Consider the following 23,436-nt stretch of genomic DNA (forward strand, 5'->3'; position numbering starts at 1 on the left):
TTATGAGGTAAATCACATCCTGGCTTGGATACGAAACATGATTTCAGATGCTCTGTGAAGTAAGGTCATATCCGTTCATGAGGTGATGTATGTCCATTAATCTGAAAATAGAAGACGTTTGTATTCAGCTAGGAATTGACATTCATAAATTCAACTTGGAGAACCCTGAAATCAAGACCGAACCCGAAGTCCCCTACCCAGGTTACCCTCATCAACCGTCACCGCGATTTGGCAAACCCCTGTCATTACCTAAAATCTGATCGATGTCATATGACAATTTAATGACACCACTCACTATTTGTCGAGCTGCCCTTCTATTATATTAAATATGTTCGGTACAACAACGACGATCGTCATGAATAGGCAGTGCTTGTTGCAGATGTTTCACAACGTCGATACGTACGGCAAGCCATGAGAACAGACCGCCAAAGGGGAAGGTCTGTTTTCCCCATTCGTTCTGTCGAAGATTGCGGAACCGAGCCTACTGCATATCTGAAGAAAAGAAAAACCGCGAGCTTTTTGCGATTGATATAGCGCGGCAATGACGAATGCTATAATAGCCTTAATTAATTAGCCTGCGATCATTAAACACGCTGTTACATATAATCAGGGAGTGGAACTTTATGTTTGAAATGCCAGGATATCAAACATTGGACGTAATCCATACTAATGGAGACATTCAACTCTTTAGACTTTCGCGTTCTATCGACGGTTTGCGCGTCTTAGCCAAGACAACACGCGATGCAGGTCCGGAATCGGCCATGGTGGCTGCTTTTCGATACGAGTATGACGTATTGAAGAAGCTGGATGGCCGTGGAGCCTTGGAAGCGTACAGTTTGGAGATGATCGCAGATCGGCCGGTTCTTCTCCTGAAAGAAATGGCCGGGGTTACATTGGAACAGCTGCTGCGGGCATATTCTGACGTTCCGGAACTTCCGGATCTCCTGCGCATGGCTGTTGCCATAACCGATTGTCTTATTCGGATTCATCGAGAGAATATGACGCTGAACGAAATCACGCCCTCTCATCTGATGGTCAATCCCCGCACCTATGAAGTGAAGCTGATCGATATCCGTATGTGTTCAACCGAAGCGGGCAAAAGCCCGTTGTCTTCCTTAAGCCGGCCGGATGCGTTTCTTCCTTATATATCGCCTGAACAGACACGCAGAACGGGAATGACGCCGGATTACCGATCCGATTTTTATTCTCTCGGGATCATATTATACGAGTGGTTGTCCGGTACTTTACCCTTTGAACATATCGACCCTGTAAATACGGTATACCGCCATCTTGCCGGCACCCCTGAGCCTCTGCACCGCAAATTCCCATTCATCCCCAAAATAGTGTCCGATATTATACAGAAATGCATGGAGAAGATGCCCGACGATAGGTATATCAGCGCATTCGGTATTCAAACGGACCTTGAGGAGTGTTTCAATCGGCTTCAGGTTACAGGCGAGGTGGAACCATTCCGACTTGGAAGCCGGGATATACCGGAACGATGGGTGGAATCGGCCCAATTCTACGGACGGCAAGCCGAGCTGCAGATGCTGCAGGATGCAGTGCGGAGGGCGGCTAGCGGGTCTGTTGTGCTGGTTGGCGTTAGCGGAACGGAGGGGATAGGAAAAACTTCTTTTCTCATGGAAGCTCTGGAACAGGCTGCATCTATGGACTATTTCTTCATCAGGGGCAAGTTCGGCACCCATCAGACGGCTCAGCCTTACGATATTTGGATTCAGGTGATCCGTAAACTGATTCGTCAACTGCTGACCGAGGGCACACTGCAGGCCGAAGTATGGAAGCTGCGGATTCTTCAAGCGGTTGAGGATTACGGGAAAATTCTGATTGAACGGGTTCCCGAGCTGGAATTGCTGATAGGCCAACAGCCGCCTGTTCAACCGCTGCCGCCCGTGGAAGCCCAGGAACGGTTTCATCTGATCATGAACCGATTTATCCAGTTGTTCCTTCGTCCGAACTGTCCCCTGGTTCTATTTCTTGACGATCTTCAATGGGCGGACGAAGCATCTCTTCGATATCTGGAATTTCTTCTGGACGACAGAGCAACCAAGCATCTGCTGGTTGCATTGGCTTACCGTGATCAAGATGCAGACCCGATCCGTCGATTAGAAAACCGTTTGACTCATGATCGTATAATACGGAATCGTATCGACCTGCAGCCGCTTGCCTTGGAGGATATAAACCAGCTGTTAAAGGATGTCATGCGTCATAAAGATGGCGATGTAGAGGAGCTGGCTGTTGCCTTGCTTAGGAAGACAGACGGCAACCCCTTCTTTCTCAAGCAGTTTCTTGGAGATTTAATTGCCCATGGCCATGTGTTCTTTGATGCATCGAGCAAAAGCTGGTCATGGGATTTGCCGTTTATTGCCGAGATGAACATTCCCGATAATGCGGTCTCCTATCTGACGGATCGATTGCAGGTAATGCCACCATCCACAAAGATTGTAGTCGGCTATGCTTCATTCCTCGGAAGCCGATTTGATCTGGAAACCCTCTCCATTATATCCGGGCTCCACATAACGAAACTGGCGAAGGAACTGGAGATGGCAGAAAGGATGTCATTGGTGCAGCTCATCAACGACGGTAGCCGAAGCTCCTATAAATTTCAACACGACCGCATCCAGCAGGTGGCTTACACGCTTGTTCCGGAAGAAAAACGCTCGGAATTGCATTGGAGCATCGGCTTGCTCTTCCTTGACCGAATGAATCTCGGTCAGGGAGATGGTACGGAGGCTTTATTTGAAGCTGTTAATCATATGAACCTTGCCGTGGAGGGGAACCGTCAACCTGAACAGAGAACAAGGATGGCGGAGCTGAACCTTAGGGCAGGCTTGAAGGCGAAAGAATCGACCGCCTACGAGACTGCTCTGCGATATATGCGCCTTGCAACGGCTTATTTGGAGGCGGACGGGGATAACTGGGGGACAAATTATGGGCTCGCTTTTCAGGCCAACCGGGAACGAGCGGAATTGGAATATTTATGTGCCCATTTCCAGCTCGCCCACGACTTGTTCCAATCTTTGATGGAGAAGGCGGTTACCCCTTTGGACAAAGCATCGGTTTGTGTACTGAAGATGCATCTGAAGGCAAGTCAGGACCATTATGGGGAAGTGATCTCGTTAGGTCAAGATGCCTTAAGGCTGCTGCAAGTTGATTTTCCGTCTGATTTCGGTTCATTCGGATTGACTCTCCAGTGGTTACGGCTAAAGCGGAAATTAGGCAAGTATTCGATGAAAGAACTGGATCAATTGCCTCCCATGACGGATGCGTCCCGGCAGCTGGCCATATCCGCGTTGGTCCATATGAGCAATGCCTCGTTCTATGTCAATCGGAAGGGATGGCTTTCTTATACTCTAACGATCGTCGATATGACGCTGCGTTACGGCATGACCCCGGAGGCCTCCATCGGGTTTATGGGCTACGCCCTGTTCATGTATTATCGCTTCCGTCATGAAGAGGCATTTAAATGGGGAATGCTCGCATATCGCTTATCGAAACCATATCCGCAGCTGCATGTGAGAACGCTGACCGCATTTACTTTGTGTTCCGATAGTTGGCGGCGATACGACCCGGCTCTGCTCGGGGTATTTACCGAGAAGGCAGGCAAGATCGGGTTAGAATCCGGCGACTTGTGGCAAGGGAATCAAAGCGTGCTGATCAATTGTGGTTCCCTCTTACAGTTTGGTCATCCGTTAGGTGAGATATATGACCGGCTAATCGCAAGCTCAGGGAATATCTTAAGACATCATAATCATCTTCATTCCAAGCAGCTTAAAGTATTTATTGCGCTTCTCATTCGGTTGACGGGCGTTCGATCACCTGACGATCCCTTCGATACCGGGCAGATTACGGATGCGGAGTTTGCCGAGTCGGTTCATGGGGATTCATTCCATGTGATTGAAGAGTTAGTATGCATTTATCGATATTTGCCGGGGTATCTGTTTGGCGAGTATCGGGAAGCGAATGAAGCGTTAGCGAGGTCAGCCGTTATCTTGGAAAAGCGGAAAACGGCCGGTGATCCGATACTTCAATACTATTACGAGTCGCTGGTATGGGCAAAGCTTTACGAAGAAGCGCCGATGCAAGTGCAGAACGATTATATGGGGAAATTGCGCAAGCGGCTAAGCAAAATGAAAGAATACGCCATTCGCTGCCCAGAAAATTATCAGCATAAATATTTGTTGATGAAAGCGGAGATATTTCGGTTGATGCGGAGGAACCGTCAAGCCGAGGAGTTATACGAGCAATCGATAGAGGCTGCCCGCCAATATGGACATATTCACGATATGGCGATGGCGGCGGAGTATTACGGCAAATATGGCTTGCGTCAAGGCAAGCCGCGTCTGGCCAGAATATATATGACGGAGGCTTATGAAGCTTACGTGCAGTGGGGGGCTTTGGCGAAGGCTGCGGTCCTTAAGCAGGAGCACCCTCATCTGCTGCAATTGAGGCCCGAGTCTGGATTGGAACGCGTGGATACGCTCTCGGTCATGATGTCCGCACAGGCTTTATCGGGTGAAATGGAGATGAGCCGGCTGTTGGATTCGCTGATGCGGATTATGCTGCACAATGCTGGCGCGGAGTATGGGGCGGTTATTTTCGATGATGAAGGTAAATGGACAATTGAGGCTTGGGGCACATCAGCGGATATCCGGATCGAGTCCGTGCTGTTGGGGGAGGAATCCGAAATCGTACCTGCCCCCATTGTCGGTTATGCAGCCAGAACGCAAGAGGTCATTGTTCTCCATGACGCGTCTAATGAAGGAATGTTTGTACGCAATACGTATGTCAGGAACAAAGGGTTAAAATCGGTGCTGTGTCTACCGATTATCCATCAGAATCAACTGACTTGCGTTCTATATATGGAGAATAAATTATCGCGCAGCATATTTACGCCCCAGCGGCTCGATATATTGAAATTGCTAGGCTCTCAATGCGCAATTTCGATCAAAAATGCCAAGCTGTATACCGGGATTCAATATTTGAAGGAAAATCTGGAGCTTCAAGTGGAAGAGCGAACGCGAAGTCTGGAGCGATCGATGAGGGAAACATCGGCCGCGCAGGCTGAGGCCTCTGTCTATGAGGAACGGAATCGTATCGCGCAAGAGATTCATGATATTGTTGGGCATACGCTTACTTCGACGATTCTGCAGATTGAAGCAGGCAAAAGGCTGCTTCATAAGGATATGCAGGCCGGAGTTCAGCGGCTGAACGAGGCACAAGATTTGGTGCGCCACAGCCTCAATGAAATCCGGGGCTCGGTACACATGTTAAGGGAGGACAAATATGCCCATCTTCCCAATATGCTTCAGGAGTTAATCCGGGATACGGAGCGAAACGCTGGAGTTACTATCCATGCGTCTATCCATGATCTGCCCGAATGGTTGTCTACAGCATGTAAGAAGACGATCTATCATGCGCTGCAGGAGGGATTAACTAACGGAATACGCCATGGTGGAAGCATGGTGTTCCATTTTAATCTGATGCTCGTGGGGTCGGAGCTTGAGTTCAGGCTTCAAGACCAAGGTATCGGGGCTCGCACAATCGTTAATGGTTTTGGACTGAAAACAATGAGAGAACGCGTTGAACAATTGGGAGGCAGCTTGACGGTGGATTCCAGACCCGGTCAAGGTTGTCTGCTTCGGATTAATTTGCCTTACCAAAAGCAATGGATTGGGGAAAAGGAATGGAAAAAATCACGATTGTAGTGGCTGACGACCAGCTGTTAACACGCGAAGGGCTACGGACGATACTGGATCTGGAAGACGACATGGAGGTTGTAGGGGTAGCCAAGAACGGGGAAGAAGCTTGTGAATTGGCGGATGCCCTCCAACCCAGACTTGTACTGCTAGATATTCAAATGCCCGTCATGGATGGAATCCAAGCGCTGAAGCATATAAAACAGAGCCATCCGGATATCTTTATTCTTATTTTAACTACGTTCATTGAGACGGATTACATCGTAGAAGGAATGGCGCACGGAGCGAACGGATACATGTTAAAGGATATGGATGCGGATAAAATGATTGCATCGATTCGGGATACGATTGCGGGACAGTTCATTCTTCCTGCTCCGGTTGCTGCTAAATTGGCGGCAAGAATGAGCAGAATGTCAGAGGGGCATTCTGGTATGCTAAGAAATCGGTTGGATCGAATCCGGTTGACCGAAAGGGAAGAAGAACTGGCAAGACTGATGGTCCAAGGGTTGAACAACCGGGAAATCGCGGATATGCTGCATATTGCGGAAGGCACAGCCCGTAATTACATTAGTAATCTCTATAGTAAATTGGAGGTTGTCGATCGGGCACAGGCTATCGTCCGGCTTCAGGCGATGTTGTGAACATTGGTACACGAGAATTCACCAGTTGAGCTTTTACTTGTGACCATTGTTTTTATTCTTGCTAAACTAATCAATAGAAGTAATAATTAAGGCGATACCGTTGAACACGAATCTTTCGGACGGAGTCATACTTCCATTTTTTGAAAAGGAATTAGAAATGAAAGGTACAAACCAATCTTTGACAGGGCTTAGAGGTCTGCTTGCATTATCTGTCGTTATCTATCATATATTCGGTTCAGCCATACTAGAAGGATATCTGCCGGATGTTGCAAAGGAATCCCCTCTGTATTGGATCAACTATGCCGGACCTATCTCAGTTAACTTATTTTTCGTGATCAGTGGATTATTAATTACGCAAAGTCTGTTGAACAAGCGAACATTGGGGCAATTTGCTCTTAATCGTATTTGGCGTATCTATCCCGTGTTTATTACGATCCACATCATTATTTTCGCTGTAGGTCCCTTTATCGGATACAAATGGATGGATGGCATTGGATTCGTAGATTATATTACTAACTTCATAACGAACGCACTGTTACTTCCCGGCATTTTTCCTTTGCCTATCGCTCAGATTGTTGCATGGTCATTAAGTTATGAGTTGTTTTTTTATATCATTGCGGGCTTGGCTTGGTTTGGTTATCGTAATGAGAGACTTTCTATGGTTTCTAAATGGGTTCTGTATGCTTTTGTCATCGGGTTGAGCATAGTCATTGTGGTTTATCACAGTGATTTCCTGTTTTTTGCAGTAGGTGTTCTGCTCTTTATATGTCAAAATAAGCTGCGAAATAGGTGGAAGCCTAATAAGATCTTTTATTTCAATGGATTGATATGTTTCATACTCATGTATGTCGCTTATCATAAATTTACTGTGCCAATCGCTGTCGCTCTCCTGTTAAGCTTCCTGTTGTTTATTCCAATCATTAAGGAATATGGGTTATTATCTCGCGTTCTTCGTACTGGTTTTATGAATTATTTAGGCAGGATTAGCTATAGCTTGTACATGTGGCATACGATGGTTATGTTTCCGTTAAAAATCTTTGTTCCTAAACTTAGTAGTATGATTGGCAGTTCATCGTTGTCTTTTGCGATATATGCAGTCTTATCCCTTTTCTTATCCATTGTTGTTTCGCATCTATCCTATCAATTTATAGAGCAATGGCTAACAGGTCAATTAAAGTTACGGATCAAAAGAAAAGATATTCCTGCAGAAACCGGAGTGATTATGAAGACAAGTTGATCGTCGATTTGCATTTAATTTAATTGTATTTATTAACTTAGTATGTAAAAATAAGTAATTCGGACTTCTTTAATTAGAAGTCCTTTTTTTGTTTCATTTATGGTTATCCCTTGTCATTATTTCTCGGGAAATAGCATCTGCTAGCGAATGATCCGAAATAAATAGTAGTTTCATCCAAATCATTCCATTAAAATAGGACTGTTGAATCAACAATCTAGGGGGATACAAAATCAGATGAGCGCAGTACAGCTACGACACGTGCAGAAGACATCCGGCAGTACCGTATTAATTCCACACATCAACCTTGAGGTGAGCGCAGGTCAATGCGTTGCCATTCAATGCAATCACGAATTCGGACATCAATTGCTGCTAGCCATGATCGGGCAGACGCCGATATCGGAGGGCTCCATCTGGATTCTGGGAGAGGCGCTGACACCGGAACATACACGGAATATTAGAGAAAAAATAGGGATTCAGCTGTTATCGGATGCGGCATACGAGCGTCTGAAGGTTCGTGAATTTCTCCATTTTTATGCTCGTCTCTATGAGACGAAGCCGGACATGGAGCTGTTAATGCAGCGCTTAGGACTAGCAGAGAAGCAAAACAGCCGGGTGTTGCAGTTGACAACTTCGGAATTGCGCCGATTGTCCATCGCACGTGCACTCGTACATAATCCGCCGGTTTTGCTCATGGAAGACCCGGAGCAAAATGTCGATCTTGAGACAAGTTATATCATTCGTAATCTGATACCGGCTCTGATAGAGGAAGGCAAAGCGATCGTCATCACGACCATGGTGCTGGAACAGGCCATATCGATGACCAATGATGTGTATTTATATAGCCATGCCGGGTTTAAAAAGCTGGAAACGGCGGAAGAAGAGTTGGACCCCATTAGCGATAGAGATGGAGATGGAGATAGAGAGCCATTCCATTCAATTGAGGTAGAGGATCAGGGAAGACTATATACAGCAGCTGATTCCAGGATTGAAAATATAATGCCCGCTGAGGCTGCTGCGGAGACTGTAACTCAAGAAACAGAAGCACAGGCTCCGTTGACTGCGCCTAAGACCGCAACAGAAACGGAATCCGCCGAGGCTAAGCCGAAATCCGCCAAGCTAAGCGCTTTCCCTGATCAATCGCAATCTTCCGAAACCTTTGACGAAGCCGGGGCAGGAGGACAACCGGTCCCCGCGGGAGCTCAAGTGCCGGCCTTCGTCCAGCCCGTACGCTTCGAGAAGATTCCGGCCAAGGTGGGGGACAAGCTGATTCTGTTTGATCCGACAGAAATTGATTATATCGAGAGCCATGAAGGCGTCGCGAATCTCCATGTTCTCCAAGGGATCTATGCCTGCTCCATGTCGTTAAGCGATCTGGAAGGGAGGCTCAAGGGGTTCGGCTTCTATCGCTGTCACCGCTCGTACCTGGTGAATCTGCAGAAGGTCCGTGAAGTCATCACATGGACACGAAACAGCTACAGTTTAATTCTGGACGACCATTCCAAGAGCTCCATCCCGTTATCCAAAGGCAAATACGATGAGCTAAAAAAGATCATTGGCATTTGATTTGCGTTGCATTCATCCGGATGTTTGCTCCGTTCAAGGCTGATATCGCAGGTTTCGATAGCGGATATACTCCTTTCATCCCTATTATAATGCGGCGTTTTCGACGTTACCTTAACATGAAGGGTGTAAGGCGACAACGACAACCTGAAGGGATGGATCAAACGTGCAACCAATCATTGAAGTCGATCAGCTGCTGAAAGCGTTCGGAAACAAGAGTGCGTTACAGCATATACAATTTAATGTTCATCAAGGCGAAATATTCGGATTCCTGGGTCCAAGCGGATCGGGCAAAACAACGACGGTGAAGATCCTGACTTCCCAATTGCTGCCAACCTCCGGCACCGTGAAGGTGTTCGGTCAACCTATAAATAAAATGAACGATTCCAGCCATAAGCGCCGGATCGGCATACTGACCGATAACAGCGCATTATATGAGAGACTCACCATTCAAGACAATCTGGAACTGTTCTGCAGGCTGTATGACGTGGAATCGAAACGGATTGCCGAGGTGCTGGAAGAGGTTAATCTGGCCAATGATCGTCAGACGATGGTGAAAAAGCTCTCCAAAGGGATGAAACAGCGAGTGATGCTGGCACGTGCTATTCTTCACAAGCCGGATCTGCTATTCCTGGACGAGCCGACGTCAGCGTTGGACCCGGTTAACACCCTTCATATTCATGAGGGCCTGCGGAAATTGAATCGGGAAGGAACCACCATTTTTCTGACGACCCACAATATGATGGAAGCGGAGAGCCTGTGTGATCGCGTGGCCTTTATCCATGATGGCGTGATCAAAGCGATTGATACCCCGCAGCAGCTGCGGCTGGCGCATGCCGATCAATCGATGACGGTTCTGGTGAAGGGCGAGGGCAAGCGGGTGCTGCAGCAGAATGAAGAGAGCGCGCAGCGCATCGGACAATGGATGCTGGAAGGCAGGCTGTTATCGATCCATTCCAATGAACCGACGTTAGGCGATATTTTCGTAAAAATGACTGGGAGGGAATTGCAATGACATTTTCCATGAAGAGACTGCAAGCCATCATAAACAAAGAGTGGAAAGATAGTATCCGCAACCCGCAAATCCTGTTGATGATGGGAATGCCGATCATGTTTGCCTTCCTGTTCAGCAAGATGGGGAGCGGCGGGACAAAGGGCGATGACATGATGATCCTGAGCTTCCCGATTTTGCTGGCCTTATCGATGACAGGCGCATTCGTGCTGGCGATGATGGTGGCGGAAGAGAAGGAAAAGCATACCCTGCGCGTATTGATGCTCTCGCCTGCGAGCACAACCGAGATTCTGATGGGCAAAAGCTTCCTCACCTTCGTATTGACCCTGATCGCGGTGGTCGCTTCGGTGGCCGTTTCGGAGGTGCCGGAGGTCAACTGGGGCATTCCGTCCCTGCTGATTCTCGTCTCGCTCGTCATGTTCATTGCGCTTGGTTTAATCATCGGCTTGATGTCACGTACCGTACAGGAGTCCTCCATTATCGGTTTGCCGGTACTGATTGTCTTCGTTATGGGCCCGATGTTCGCTCCCATGTTAGGCAATGAATGGATCATGAGCATCGTGAATTATCTGCCTACGCAGAAATTTATCGATGTGATGGGCAGCGTCAGCCAAGGTGCCGCTATCAGCGAAATGACCCAGGATCTGCTGATCTGTGCAGGATGGACGGTCATCTCCATTGTTGCAGCTGCCGCGGTGTACAGCCGTAAACGGTTCGATCGATAGCATTGCTGTCGTCGGTACCGGCCATTAGGTTCAATAAAAAAAGGTCTTTCCCAAAGCGAACCGGGGAAGACCTTCTTGCCTTTTAAACTTCGCCTCAACCGGATCCGGCGACCGCAATGCCGCTGAAGGAGACCGGTCCGCTGAGCAGCAGTGAATTTTCGCCGGCTGAGACTATATAGAGAGTATAACGGATCAATCCTTGGTTAACGACCGCGGCGGGAGGGAAATCACCGGTCGTCAGGGAGATGGGAAACATATTGAACGAGAGGTTCCCGGGATCGACGACCTGCTCGTAAATGATCGTTCCGGAACCTGGCGTTCCGCTACCGTCGCGTTCAATCAATAGAGTCATGGAGGAAGGCGCTGCCTCGGTTGTGGCCGGACGTAACAAGGATACCGTGCCGGACAGCCATACGCGCACGTCCGTGACGTTGACCGTTCCAAGCGCCGGGATGGTTTGAAGTCCGATATCTCCGATAAGGAGCGGCTCGGAAATATCGATGGGTTCACTGTCGCTGGCCCGCATCGGCATATGGACGGATAGACGCATGTCCAACAATTGAATCGGCATGGAGAGAAAACACCTCCTTTTATGATAGTATATGATCCGCTTCATGGAAGGTGTGCCAATCTGTAAGTGTCCGGTCCATCTCCGGCCGTCCGGTGGCCAAGTCCATAGAAAAGGCAGCCTCCTGGGCCGGGAAGGGCCAAGGGGCTGCCGAAAGCATGATTATTCGAATGTGATAACGCCCGTGGTATGAAGCAGCACCAGAAATACGAGAACCGGCGCAATATAACGGAGCATGAACAGCCATACCCGGAACCAGCCTGCTTTCAGACCAGCGGCATCAGCAGCCTTCTTCCAGAAGTATCCCGCAAAGAGGGTGGTGATCAGGCCCCCGATCGGAAGCAGGATGTTGGATGTGATGAAATCCAGCCAATCAAAGAAATTTTTGCCGCCGATATCGGTAAGTCCTGGCACGATGCCGAATGACAACGCGGAGGGTAAGCCGACCAGCAGAACCAGTGCGCTGATAACCACAACGGCTTTGGTGCGTCCCCAATGCCAGCGGTCCATGACATACGAGGTCGGAACCTCCAGCAAGGAGACCGCGGAGGTTAAAGCGGCGATGGCTAGAAGGACGAAGAACAATCCTCCGAAAAAAGCACCCAGCGGCATGGCCGAGAAGGCAGCCGGCAAGGCAATGAAGACAAGGGAAGGGCCTGCATTCGGCTCGATCCCGAACGAAGCGGTTGTCGGGAATATGATAAGCCCGGCAATAAATGCATAGATCAGGTCGCCTGCGCCGATGGCGAGGGTAGCCGGACCAAGGGATTGCCGCTTATCGACATAAGCCCCGTAGGTCAACAGAATCCCCATCCCAAGCGAGAGGGAGAAGAAGGCATGTCCTAGCGCGACGAGTGCCGCTTCCGGGCTCAGCTTCGAGAAGTCAGGATTCAAGAAGAACGATACCCCTGCTCCGGCCCCTGGCAAGGTTACAGCACGGATCATTAACACAATTAACAGAATGATCAGTCCCGGGATCAGGACCTTGTTAAATTTTTCGATTCCGCCGGAGATGCCTTTAGCCACTACCCAACCTGTGATCGCAATAGCGACAATTTGCCAAATGATCGGCATGTAGCCTTCCGTAAACGCGGTGAATTGACCGCCGAAATCGGTGTTGCTGTACAGATTGCCGCTAAACGACATGACGGCATAATGAAGCGTCCAGCCTGCCACAATGACATAGAAGGTCAGGATGAGAAACGGCGCGATAACCTGGAGCAATCCAAGCTGTCCAAAGACTTTCGGTCCGCCCGCTTTAACGAAGGAGGTCGCGGCACTCCCGCGGCCGGCTCGTCCGATGGCAAGCTCCGCCAGCAGAACAGGCAAACCGATTATGATAAGGCAGATGATGAAGAGCAGAAAGAAAGCCGCGCCGCCGTGTTCTCCCGTAATGTACGGGAACTTCCACATGTTTCCGAGGCCGACAGAGCTCCCGATCGCGGCCAGGATGAATCCAGCAGAGGAAAAACGATCGTTTTTTCCCGGTGAAGCTGGGTTGTTAAGCTGAGATTTCATAGATGTTCCCCCAGTTGTTTAAAGTTAAGTTCCTCTATTATATTTCATGTTCTGCCAGAAAGGCATAAGCAATTTTTCCTAAGGGATGAAGACCTGCATTTGTATTATGCTGCGAACACCAAGTTTTCAATACTAACATTAACCACGATTTGTAAATAATTAAACCTTAAACACCAAGTTTAAGGAAAGGAAGGGACTTTCGATAGGAAAATAATCACAAATGCGTCTGACGGAAATGAAGGTTGGCAGGGGTTGACAAATACCTTAAAATAATATATCTTTATATTAAGATAAATAAACAAACAAATAACGGAAAAGAGGGATATCATGATCCAAAGCTTAACCCGGATTAACGAATTGGCACAAAAACAGCGGGAAGGAGTGCTCACTGCTGCGGAAAGAGCCGAACAGCAAGTTTTGCGCACGGAATACCTGCGCGAAATTCGCGGACAGGTGCTGAGCACCTTTTCGGGATTAAGCATCGTGGATCCCGCCGGTAATGACGTGACGCCTGAGAAACTTCGCAATGAGCAAAAGAACTGGAAAATCGAATAGCCATGACGATGTAAATGCTTTTACACAGCATGGTGAACATAGTGGAACAAGAAGAAGGATCGCCATGACATGGCGATCCTTCTTCTTTTATTTTTCTAACACCAAATACGAATGACTCCCTCTATCCAAACCGCTCCGTCTTATACCACTTGGATTCCCTGCCCGTAATCTTGTCCACGATCATGGAGTAGAACGCCTTGATGGAGATGACGAGGAACAGCTGAGCGTAGGTGAAGTACGACACGCAGGATAGAATGAAGTTGCGCGTGGTGCTTTGGCCGATGTCCGTTGCGAGCGCCAGGTTAATCTGCAGGACGTAGATGTAATACATTAAGGCCCAGGCAATGACGAGATACATGTAGACATCCCCTTCAAACCGGAAAGGGGAGACGACGGCCGGATTAAACAGCGCGATGATCTGATACACGATATTGGCGACAAATATAATATCCGAGATGATGATGGCAATCATAAACCAGAAGTAACTGGCCGCGTAATACAGCACATGCAGCTTAATCCGCCAGCTGCTCCGGTCGAACAGATGCTGAATATTATCCGCGACGACGCTGTAGTTGCCTTTGGCCCAGCGTTCGCGCTGCTTCATGTACACCTTCAGATCCTCGGGCTCCTGCTGATAAGCTTCGGCTTGGGGGGCCAGGGCAATCAACTGCCCTCTCGTCAGGATCTCGAACGAAATCGCGGTATCTTCGGTAATCGCATGCTCGTCCCATCCGCCGATGTCCTGAATGAGCGCGGTTTTCACGATAAAGTTCGTGCCGGGAATGGTGCCCAGCTTAAACAGCTGCCATAACCCGGTATGATGCACGCGCTGAATGGTCACCAGCTCCAGATTGATGCAGCGGGACAGGAAATTCTGCCCGCGGTTTCGGGCCTTGTTGCGTCCGAAGACGGCCCCGTAGCGTTCGGGCTGCTCCATCGCCTTCTGCGTGAGGAACAACAGCGCATTTTTCTCGGGAGCGGCGTCGGCGTCGTAGACACAGATCCATTCGCCGGTTGCCTGCTTGAGCGCGTCATTCAAAGCGCCCGATTTGCCGCCGGTTCCCGTTCTCTCCAGGATCAGAAAGTCGCGGTCCCGGTAACGCTCATTCGCTTTCAGCGCTTGTAACCGCTCGGCCGTATGATCCTTGCAATTGTCGGCGATGACAATCAGCTGCATTTTGTGGTGAGGGTAATTCATCTGCAAAATGTGCTCGACAGTTGCCTGGATGACCATTTCCTCATTGTGCGCGGGCACCATGACCGTCACGGTGGGATAATCCTCCAAATTGCCGGGATTCACCAGCTTCTGCCGGCTTTGTTTATGAATGAACACGATGGCGCCGGCCATGATAATAATCGACTCCAGTACGGCAATCCATATGCTGATGATGGAGATAACAAGGAAAAAGTCAGTCACTGAACTTCCCCCGATCGTACTTTCGTTTGATTTTCGAACGGAAGCTTAAGGTTGCGATCGTCAGGATCATGATGGCGATGGAGAACACGATGCTGACCCCGATGCATAGAGGGATAAACCAATGGGTATACGACATCGGCTGCAAGCCTCCTTTTTCAAGGATGATAACTTCGTTAAATATATTCACCGATGAGGTCGGTCTCGGTATTACGTTCTAAAGCGGAGATGACATCATCGATATGTTCGTATCGGCTGAACTGCTCTTTCTGGAATACGAGGCCGCCGGCTCGGACCACTAGCTTGAGGGACATGCCTTTTTTATCCCGGAAGGGGACGTTCATCATGGCGACTTTGATGCGGTCCATGAGGTTTTTGAGGTATTCCGGCTTGGTGAGCGGACATAGAATGATAAACCGCCCTTCGCCGATGGAGAACTTATAGTCCTCGTAACGGATCTGCTTCTGAATCGTATTGGACAATTCCACAATCAGCCTGGCAAAGCGGTGGGAGCCGACGTTTTCTCTGGTCAGGGGGAGGAAATCGAGCTTGAACATCATAATGCAGAAGCCGTATTGATCGGAATACCGGTTTGCCAGATTTGCTTGTTTCACCAGCGTGCTTTCAAAAGCCTCCTTGCTGCCGAGCGAGGTATCGATGTCGATGTCCGGGTTGGTTTTCCTCAGTTGCTCGAGACGGCGGATAAATCTTCGGCTTCGCACGAGGGCCAGCTTAATGAAGACGGCAATGGCGGTATTGGCGGGCAGCAGCAAAATCCAGGACAGCGTAAGCGCGTGGATTGGAGCCAGCGTGGACAACCAGACGAAATACGTAACCAAATACACAAAAACGGCAACCGTCGAAACGCCGACCGGCAGAAAGAACCCGATAAGTAAAGCGGCCAGCGATCCGGCGCTAAACATAAATTCCATGAAAGTAAAACTTTGGTTTACATGGATGTGCCAAAATAATAACGCCTGCTGGACGATGGCAAGAGCAATCAGCAGAAAATAACCGAATTCGACGCGACGTAAAGGGGTGGATTTTTTCATGTGTTTCCCTACTTTCTAAGCTCTTAAACCTTTTACGTTTGTGGTGAGGTCATCCCATATGTTATTTAAAAATTACCCAAATGTCGATAGATTTATCGTACCTTGTCCACAATGTTCATATTGGATCGCGAACGCAGCGTTCGTTGACCCTCAAACTCTCCGATAAACTGCCCCTTTTAGAGATCGGGATCTATAGGATAGAGTAGGATTAGGGCGTCTTGATGTCACAGACGGTAGTGTTCATCTGTCTTATATGTGGTGTAGCTTACTGCCGACAATATACAGAGTAAGAAGGTGTGCCTGATGTTATGGGATCAAATCTATATCGAATACAAGCCGATGATGTTCGGTCTGGCCTACCGGATGCTGGGGAGTGCGGCGGATGCCGAGGACATCGTGCAGGATGTTTTTTCCCAATTCGTGCAGATGGATCGGGGAGAGGTGATAAACGAGAAGGCATATTTGGCCAAAATGACAACGAACCGCTGCATCAACCTGCTGAAATCGTCCAGGCGCCAGCGCGAAACGTATACCGGTCCCTGGCTGCCGGAGCCGATGCCGGATTATGACATGATAAAGCGGTCCGATCCTGCGGAACGCCGCGAGAATATCGGCTATGCCTATCTGGTGCTGCTCCAACGCCTGACGCCGCTGGAGCGTGCCATCTATATCGCCAAGGATACGCTGGGTCTCGAATATCATGAAATCTCGGAGATGCTTGGAAAGACGGAGATCAGCTGCCGCAAGACCTTCAGCCGTGCCCAGCAAAAAATGGGCCGACATACGGAGAGGCCGGTGGGAGAAGGGACCCGTACGGAAAAGCAGGAACGCTTCGTTGAAGCCTTCCTGCGGGCGTCCGATATGGGTAATTTTAAACCGCTGCTCTCTTTCCTGAAGGAAGAGGTTACGCTGCTGTCGGATGGCGGCGGCAAAGCGAAAGCAGCCATCAATCCGATACTGGGCGTGGAGCGGGTACGGGCTTTCTTCGAGGGATTGTCTGCCAAAGGCTCGTTTCGGGAAGGGTTTGAACCAGTCTCCATCAATGGGGAGCCCGGTGTATTGCTGAAGCGGGAAGGCAGGGTCTCCATGGTGCTTACGGCAGAGTGGGAACCCGACTTGTCCCGCATCAGCCGGATCTTTCTTGTGGTCAATCCGGATAAATTGCAGCTGTTTAATCAAAACAGCCCGGGAACAGCCCTGTAGCAACGCCGATCCGGTTCCAGGCATTGATGGTCGTAATCGCCATGACCAGATCGACGAATTGCTTCTCGTCAAAATGCTTGCGCACGCGTTCGTATACCTCGGCGGGAACGCCGGCTTCGGACAGCTTGGTCACGCACTCCGTCAATTCGATGACGGCCCGTTCCTCATCGGAATAGATCGGCACTTCGCGCCACATTGGCAGAAGAAGGAGGCGGTCCACGCTCTCGCCCATGGAGAGCAGATCCTTCGAATGCATATCCACGCAGAAGGAGCAGCCGTTGATCTGGGACGCCCGGAGCTTAATGATCTCGTACAGCTTGTGATCCAGTCCGCTTTTTTGGGCCGCTTGCTCCAGGGCAAGCAGGGTTTTGAAGGCTTCGGGATTGGCCGACCGGTAATTCATTCGCAGTTCCATGTTCAGTTCCCCTTTTCGTTTGAAGGTTGATGTTCACCTATATGACAGTCTGCCGCGCAGAATTGTGACGTGTGAACGAAAAAAAAGAAGAAACCCTTCATTGATGGGGTACGAAAGATACGAAAGGGGCAGCATTTCTTGGCAGAAATGCTGCCCCGGGTAACGTTTTCGTCCTCTGCATGGGGTTTCTTTATCGTTTATAACGCTAAGATAGGTTTATTTTCCGGTTTTGAGCGGAATGCGCAGGACGTCGTCCCGCTTATGGGTGGTATAGTTCCAAATATAAACCTCAAGCTCGGTCTTGTCGAAATTCTTATACACGTCCATATGTTTATTGCTGTCATCGCCGAGCAGGCCGATCATGGCCGGCATGCCATAGTTCCGATCTTCGCCGTCCAGATAATAAGTCTGGTTGACGCCGCCGAACGCCGGGTCGGAGCTCAAGGATTCCACATAGAGGTTGTGGTCCTTCATGTAATAGGTCCACATGATCGGATAGCCGGCGATGCTGGACGTTAAGGTCTGATGCTCAGCCGAAATATCGGTCAAGCGGATCGGATTCTTATCTCCGGCGAATTCGTCGACGCGGTGCTTGGCGACCAGAGACACGGGGCGGTTCGCCAGAGAGGCTGCATCCAGTCCGGTCATTTCAAAGCGCAGCTCCGTTTTCTTGGACTGGCCGGGCACATGCCACATGCTTCCGCTTAACAGCGTTCCGCCTACGTCCAGCTGATAGTCCATGAATGGAAAACGGGTATGCTTTTCCTTATGGGTCAGGATCAGCCGGACTTGGGTTGGCGTTACGATCATTTCATGGATCTTCGATTCGCCAGGCACCTGATCCACAGGGATATTCAGCACGTCCTTCCATGTGCCGTTGGCCATTTGTTTCTTGGATAGAGCCATATTCAAGCTCCAGGTTTCATCGACGCTTTGCAGCGTGCGATCATAAGCCAACTGGAATGTCGTACCTTCCGCACGCAGGGAATCGGACTTGAATATTTGCTGGCTCAGGTATTCTCCGGTGGCTGCCGGAGTTCCGAAAGTAGAAGGTTTAACCTCCTTAATCATCTCATTCTTGTCATCGGCAACTTGAATTCGCACCCAGCTTCTGCTGTTCATTTCAGGGTCCGTAAATCTAATGGCCGATTGAAGCAGGATATTGCCTTCAGCCTGCTCGAAGGACTGCAGGGTCACGCTGTCAATGCCATCCTTTTGAATGGGGAATACCTGCGTATTCGGGTTTTGAGGGTTGTAAGGGATGGACTGTTTTCCATCGCCGGTAAAACGAATATTCTCCATCGCAAACTCGATATCCGCGATCTGGCCCTCAGCAACCCAATCGGTCTCGAAATACCCCTGGAATACGCCTAACTCCTCGTTCCACTGATGCGAATAATGACCCTCGACGGAATGGCCTTCCTTATCTTTAAGCCCGATTCGATCAAAAGCGATTTGTTCGCCGGCCCGCTTCGAGCCAGGATCCAGGCTGTAGAGCAGGAACGTGCGGTTCTCATCGATAAACGCCGTGTGCACCGTTAGCGTGATGCCATCCTTCGTAACGGATTTCTCAATTGCCTGGCCAAGCCCTTGTTCTAGCGCAGTCTGGATCCCGGCCTTGTAAGACAGAAGATGGGACCAGTCATAATTCAAGGCTGCATAGACCGGCGTAGCCATCAGGGCGACGGATATCCCGGTAATGATCGCAATTCGCTTTCGCTTACGCGGACGAAGCGGAGTCGATTCCCCTCCGGCCACCTTCAATTCGTCCTGCTGTATGCTGCTCCACATCCGGTCAAAATCAGGATAAGACACGTTATTCGCTGTGTTCATCTGATTTTTAAGATTATTCTCAAAACGTTCCAAATTGTTTCTCCCCCTTCAGCCAAAAGCCGTTATGATGCTCGAGCTTTTTGCGCATGATTTTCAATGCTTTGTGAAGCCTTGATTTAACCGTTCCTACAGGGATCTTCAACGTTTCGGCAATTTCCGCCATCGACAGCTCGCCAATATAGCGGAGCGTGACCACGGCCATCAGCTTGTCCGGGAGCTGCCGCAGCAGGCTCTCCCATTCCGCCGCCGCTGCTTTTTCCAATACGATGGTGTCCACGGATTTAACCGATGCCGCGGTCTGCTCGTGGAGCCAAGCGACCTGGCTTTGCTTTTCCCGCTGGGTCTGATTCCTTCTAAGCAGGTTCAGGCAGTGATTCATCGTGATGCGCATGATCCAGGCGCGTGTATGCTCTACGCTTCTCCAATCCTGGCGAAATACGGTGACGAATACGTCGTGGCAGAGATCTTCCGCATCTTGGGCGTTCCGCAGCATGTAGTAGCAGGTACGGTACACGTCCTTGTTGTATGAATCGAATAACTCGCGTTCCGTCAATCCAAGGCACTCCTTTCTTTGCGTTATGTCTAATAAACAAATGACCCTTGGAAAGGGTTCATATTTTTTTGCGGAGGTGGCCTTATAACGAAGGCGGAGACATTTTCTTATATTTTCGGATTGACTTCATTCTAACAAAAAAGAACATCTGCCCATCGTATAAAACGTAGGGCAGATGTTCTATGGATATTTGTAAGATAGGGTGCCGCTGACAGGCTCGTTAGAACCGTAGATTAAGCATATTACAGAGGGTTATCACTAGATCGCTGGCGGCTTAAGCTATGCGGAACCAGCTGATCTGTACCTCGCCTTTCATGATCAGGAAGACGTCGGACCGTCCTGCTAACCCCGTCAGATCGGCCTGAACCGTCGTCCAGGCCTGGCGCCCTCCGGTCGGCAGGACCCTGCAGCTTCCGGCTGCGGGGCCATCCGGGCTGCCGGTCGTAACGACGATGTCGCCGCCCTTGATATGTCCGCTCACCCTGGCCTCGAACGTGGCCGGAGAATCGCCGAGATCGGCGTCATGGAAGGCGATCCATCCCGAGTCGCCGATTAAACGGATGCTTTCGCCGCCTTCGCGGCATTCATCGAGGAAGACACCCTGGTAGTCGTCATAATTCACTGCTCGAACAGGCTCCCGCAGCGTGCGTGGCGGGATCGTTTCTCCTTCGACTTGAAGGACTGCGGTGACCGGCAGCCGGCCGGAGGATGGTCCAGCCATGAGCGTATAGGTCCCGCTTTCCACGCAGTAGCGCTCCCGGGTGACATCCCAGAAGGCCAGATCCTCGGCTTTGAGCTGAAAGGTTACCGTTTCCGAAGCGCCTGGAGCCAGATGAACGCGGCGGAAGCCCTTCAACGTTTTGAGAGGACGGATGACGCGGGAGGAGTCAGCCTTCACATACAGCTGAACCACCTCATCCCCGGCCAGCTGGCTCTCGTTCCTAACCGCAACGGTGACGGTTACGCTGCCTTCGGCCGTGATCTGCGGACGGCTAAGCGATAGACCGCTGTATTGGAAGCGGGAATAGCTGAGGCCGTGACCGAACGGGTACAGTACATCCCCCTCGAAATATTGATAGGTCCGCTTCCCTTTGATAATGTCGTAATCCATGATGTCCGGAAGCTGTTCGGTTGACTTATACCACGTCATGTTTAAGCGGCCGCCCGGATTATAATCTCCGTACAGAACGTCGGCCACCGCGTGGCCCAGCTCCTGCCCGGCGTGAGACGTAAAGAGGATGGCCGGCACATGCTCCTGTTCCCAGTTCACCGCGAACGGATACCCGCCTACGATGACCACCACCGTATGGGGATTAGCTTCGAACACCGCCTGTATCAAGGCCTGCTGTGCAGGCGGAAGGGTGATGTCGGGTCGGTCGATCGTTTCCTTGCCGTTAATGAACGGGCTGTTTCCCACGAAGACGATGGCGGTTTCAGCCGATGCTGCCGCTGCAGCGGCTTCAGCGATGCCGTCCTTTACCGTTTCGATGGTAAACGGCGTTCCCGTTTCCTCGATGCCGCCAACAACAAGCCGGCCATGCTCATCGAGCAGGATCGGTTTGCCTTCCCAGTTTTTCATCAGGAAGCTTCCATCCGGCAACGCTTCGAAGCCGAAAGCCTCCTTCACGAACCAGCCGCGAGCTTCGTCGGCCGCTGCTTGCAGTCCCGTCTCCGTTTCGGTTACGAATTTGCCGCTGCCGACCAGGCGGAGCGTGACAGAGCCCCAGCCCCAGTCGTTTCGCTCGAATACGGCGGCATCGGCGGATGCTGACGTGCCTGCAAACAGGATGCCCTGCTCCTCGGAAGACAGGGCGACATACGTGCCGCTGACGGCAGAACGAAGGCGCACCTGATCCAATCCCGTATGGAATTGAACGTTGCGGTCTCCCGCTTTGGCCTGCACGCCCTGAAGCGGCGTAATCCGGTAGGGAGGCGTGCCGCTGTACCAATCCGTGAACGCTTCGTTGGCGAGCAGTCCGATCACGGCCGCGGATTTGAACGGATCACGCGGAAGGGGCAGCAAACCGTCATTCTTCAGCAGCACAATCGACTCACGGGCGGCTCGAAGAGATAATTCGGCATGCTCCGGCGCGCAGAGCTTCGTCTCCGGTACGCGGCTGTAGGGATTCCGCTCCTCCGGGTCGAATTCGCCAAGGCGGAAGCGGACGCGGAAGGTATTGCGGAGGGCATGGTCCAGATGCTGCTCCTCAAGCAATCCTTGCTCCAAAGCATCGCGGAGAGCGCGGAAGGAGATGTCCTGATCGTCGGTGATGCTGTCGATTCCGGCTTTGACGGAACCCGCAACGGCCTCTGCGTAGGAAGCGACATAATGATGGTCCATGACGGTACCCAGCACGTCACCCGCGTCCCCTACGACGAATCCGTCCATGCCCCATTCCTGCTTGACGATATCGTTCACTTCATGGTTCAGGTTGCACGGCGTACCGTTGATGCCGTTATACGCGGTCATCATGGAACCGGCTTTCCCTTCCCGGAACGGAGCCTCGAAAGCTTTCAGATAATATTCGCGTTTGTTCCTCGGATCGATGCTTACCGAGGCGCTGCCGCGGTCGGCTTCATTGTTATTGCCGTAGAAGTGCTTCAGGGTAGCTACCGTTTTGTAGTAGAAGGGATGGTCTCCCTGCATGCCCTTCACCAGCCCGGTGGATAGCTCCCCGGTCAGGTGCGGGTCTTCCCCGTAGGCTTCTTCCGTTCGTCCCCACCGGGGGTCGCGTTCCAGATCCACTGTCGGCGCCCAGATGGTCAGTCCGTTGATGGCCCGGTCGCGCTGGTAATAGACCCGGGCTTCCTCTGCGATGACCGAGCCGATTTCATGCATCAGCTCGGGATTCCACGTGCACGCAAGTCCGGTGTTTTGCGGAAAGACGGTCGCTTCGCCAAGCCATGCCACGCCGTGGGCGCCTTCGGTGCCATGCTTATATTTTTGCACGCCGAGACGGGGGATTTCCGTCTGGTATTGGCACATTAATTCGATTTTTTCGTCCAAGGTCAATCGGGTTATCAGATCGTGAACCCGCTCTTCCAGCGGTAGATCCGGATCCTGGAACGGATATTTCATGAGCAAAACCTCATTTCTAAGCAGAGTTGGAATGGAAACGCTCTCAGATATACATGCAAAAAGTGTGCGTTTCCCTTAAACCGTTAAATCAACTCCATCATAGCGCGCAAGGCGGAGTCATGATACACCGAGAATTAGCGCAGTTTTCATGTGGAAATTTCGAATGTTTGCCGAACCTCTGCATGCTTGAAGGGAGGTCGTTAATCAGACGGCAGTATCATTTCAGGAGAGAATTCGCTTTCTAGAGCGGGTAATGGTAATGGAATCATGTGGTGATCACGAAAATCCTTGGGTGCTGGCGTGTAAATGAAATTCATGAAAGGGGCCATGAGAATAAGAAACCTCTGTTTAGAT

General features: G+C 50.5%; 16 protein-coding genes and 2 pseudogenes. 9 read left to right on the forward strand and 9 right to left on the reverse strand.

Going from position 1 to position 23,436, the window contains the following annotated elements; all coding sequences use genetic code 11:
* Positions 1-623: 623 nt before the first annotated feature.
* From AC3RCL_RS01920 to AC3RCL_RS01950, 7 genes and pseudogenes are all read left to right on the forward strand, one after another.
* Entirely contained in the window at positions 624-5,726 is a 5,103-nt protein-coding gene (locus tag AC3RCL_RS01920) for an AAA family ATPase (protein WP_492534387.1), read from the forward strand.
* On the forward strand, positions 5,705-6,358 hold the full coding sequence (locus tag AC3RCL_RS01925) for a response regulator (RefSeq protein ID WP_036664790.1): 654 nt from the start codon (positions 5,705-5,707) through the stop codon (positions 6,356-6,358). The genes AC3RCL_RS01920 and AC3RCL_RS01925 overlap by 22 nt, the downstream gene beginning before the upstream one ends.
* A gap of 100 nt (positions 6,359-6,458) precedes the next feature.
* Entirely contained in the window at positions 6,459-7,595 is a 1,137-nt protein-coding gene (locus AC3RCL_RS01930) for an acyltransferase family protein (RefSeq protein WP_340962813.1), read from the forward strand.
* Positions 7,596-7,829: 234 nt separating this feature from the next.
* Positions 7,830-8,237, forward strand: a pseudogene (locus AC3RCL_RS01935) (ATP-binding cassette domain-containing protein); the annotation flags it as partial.
* Between the two features lie 558 nt (positions 8,238-8,795).
* Positions 8,796-9,158 (forward strand): annotated as a pseudogene (locus AC3RCL_RS01940) (LytTR family DNA-binding domain-containing protein); the annotation flags it as partial.
* A gap of 163 nt (positions 9,159-9,321) precedes the next feature.
* Positions 9,322-10,170, forward strand: coding sequence for an ABC transporter ATP-binding protein (locus tag AC3RCL_RS01945; protein ID WP_012818603.1), 849 nt, complete (start codon positions 9,322-9,324; stop codon positions 10,168-10,170).
* Positions 10,167-10,892: an ABC transporter permease gene (locus AC3RCL_RS01950; RefSeq protein ID WP_492534390.1), complete on the forward strand. Its 726-nt coding sequence runs from the start codon at positions 10,167-10,169 to the stop codon at positions 10,890-10,892. The genes AC3RCL_RS01945 and AC3RCL_RS01950 overlap by 4 nt, the downstream gene beginning before the upstream one ends.
* A 94-nt stretch (positions 10,893-10,986) precedes the next feature.
* Here AC3RCL_RS01950 and AC3RCL_RS01955 read toward each other — a convergent pair whose 3' ends face one another.
* Both AC3RCL_RS01955 and AC3RCL_RS01960 read right to left on the reverse strand, forming a co-directional pair.
* Positions 10,987-11,463 carry a hypothetical protein gene (locus tag AC3RCL_RS01955; RefSeq protein WP_492534392.1) on the reverse strand — a complete coding sequence of 159 codons (477 nt, stop codon included), beginning with the start codon at positions 11,461-11,463 and terminating at the stop codon, positions 10,987-10,989.
* A gap of 159 nt (positions 11,464-11,622) precedes the next feature.
* Positions 11,623-12,978, reverse strand: coding sequence for a sodium-dependent transporter (locus AC3RCL_RS01960; RefSeq protein WP_492534394.1), 1,356 nt, complete (start codon positions 12,976-12,978; stop codon positions 11,623-11,625).
* A gap of 327 nt (positions 12,979-13,305) precedes the next feature.
* On the opposite strand from AC3RCL_RS01960, the gene AC3RCL_RS01965 reads away from it, so the two are divergent.
* Complete coding sequence (locus AC3RCL_RS01965; protein WP_012818607.1) at positions 13,306-13,533, forward strand: DUF896 domain-containing protein; 228 nt, start codon at positions 13,306-13,308, stop codon at positions 13,531-13,533.
* 121 nt (positions 13,534-13,654) lie between these two features.
* On the opposite strand, the gene AC3RCL_RS01970 is transcribed toward AC3RCL_RS01965, so the two are convergent.
* The 3 genes from AC3RCL_RS01970 to AC3RCL_RS01980 are packed head-to-tail and all read right to left on the reverse strand — an operon-like array spanning position 13,655 to position 15,999.
* Positions 13,655-14,950 (reverse strand): glycosyltransferase family 2 protein, encoded by a 1,296-nt coding sequence (locus tag AC3RCL_RS01970; RefSeq protein WP_012818608.1) that lies wholly within the window; start codon positions 14,948-14,950, stop codon positions 13,655-13,657.
* Positions 14,943-15,086: a hypothetical protein gene (locus tag AC3RCL_RS01975; protein WP_012818609.1), complete on the reverse strand. Its 144-nt coding sequence runs from the start codon at positions 15,084-15,086 to the stop codon at positions 14,943-14,945. Before AC3RCL_RS01975 ends, AC3RCL_RS01970 begins: the two co-directional genes overlap by 8 nt.
* A gap of 37 nt (positions 15,087-15,123) precedes the next feature.
* Positions 15,124-15,999 (reverse strand): GGDEF domain-containing protein, encoded by an 876-nt coding sequence (locus AC3RCL_RS01980; protein ID WP_251500486.1) that lies wholly within the window; start codon positions 15,997-15,999, stop codon positions 15,124-15,126.
* A 303-nt stretch (positions 16,000-16,302) separates the two neighbouring features.
* On the opposite strand from AC3RCL_RS01980, the gene AC3RCL_RS01985 reads away from it, so the two are divergent.
* A complete protein-coding gene (locus AC3RCL_RS01985; protein ID WP_251500490.1) occupies positions 16,303-17,202 on the forward strand; it encodes a sigma-70 family RNA polymerase sigma factor in 900 nt (299 codons plus the stop codon).
* Here the strand turns inward: AC3RCL_RS01985 and AC3RCL_RS01990 are convergent.
* From AC3RCL_RS01990 to AC3RCL_RS02005, 4 genes are all read right to left on the reverse strand, one after another.
* Complete coding sequence (locus AC3RCL_RS01990; RefSeq protein WP_009593821.1) at positions 17,171-17,617, reverse strand: carboxymuconolactone decarboxylase family protein; 447 nt, start codon at positions 17,615-17,617, stop codon at positions 17,171-17,173. The genes AC3RCL_RS01985 and AC3RCL_RS01990 overlap by 32 nt on opposite strands.
* Positions 17,618-17,833: 216 nt before the next feature.
* Positions 17,834-19,483: a DUF4179 domain-containing protein gene (locus tag AC3RCL_RS01995; RefSeq protein ID WP_492534398.1), complete on the reverse strand. Its 1,650-nt coding sequence runs from the start codon at positions 19,481-19,483 to the stop codon at positions 17,834-17,836.
* Positions 19,470-20,003, reverse strand: a complete 534-nt coding sequence (locus tag AC3RCL_RS02000; protein WP_492534400.1) for an RNA polymerase sigma factor — start codon at positions 20,001-20,003, stop codon at positions 19,470-19,472. The genes AC3RCL_RS01995 and AC3RCL_RS02000 overlap by 14 nt, the downstream gene beginning before the upstream one ends.
* A gap of 274 nt (positions 20,004-20,277) precedes the next feature.
* Positions 20,278-23,082, reverse strand: a complete 2,805-nt coding sequence (locus tag AC3RCL_RS02005; RefSeq protein ID WP_492534402.1) for a glycoside hydrolase family 3 protein — start codon at positions 23,080-23,082, stop codon at positions 20,278-20,280.
* Positions 23,083-23,436 lie beyond the last annotated feature (354 nt).

Source organism: Paenibacillus sp. MT86, from assembly GCF_058792535.1.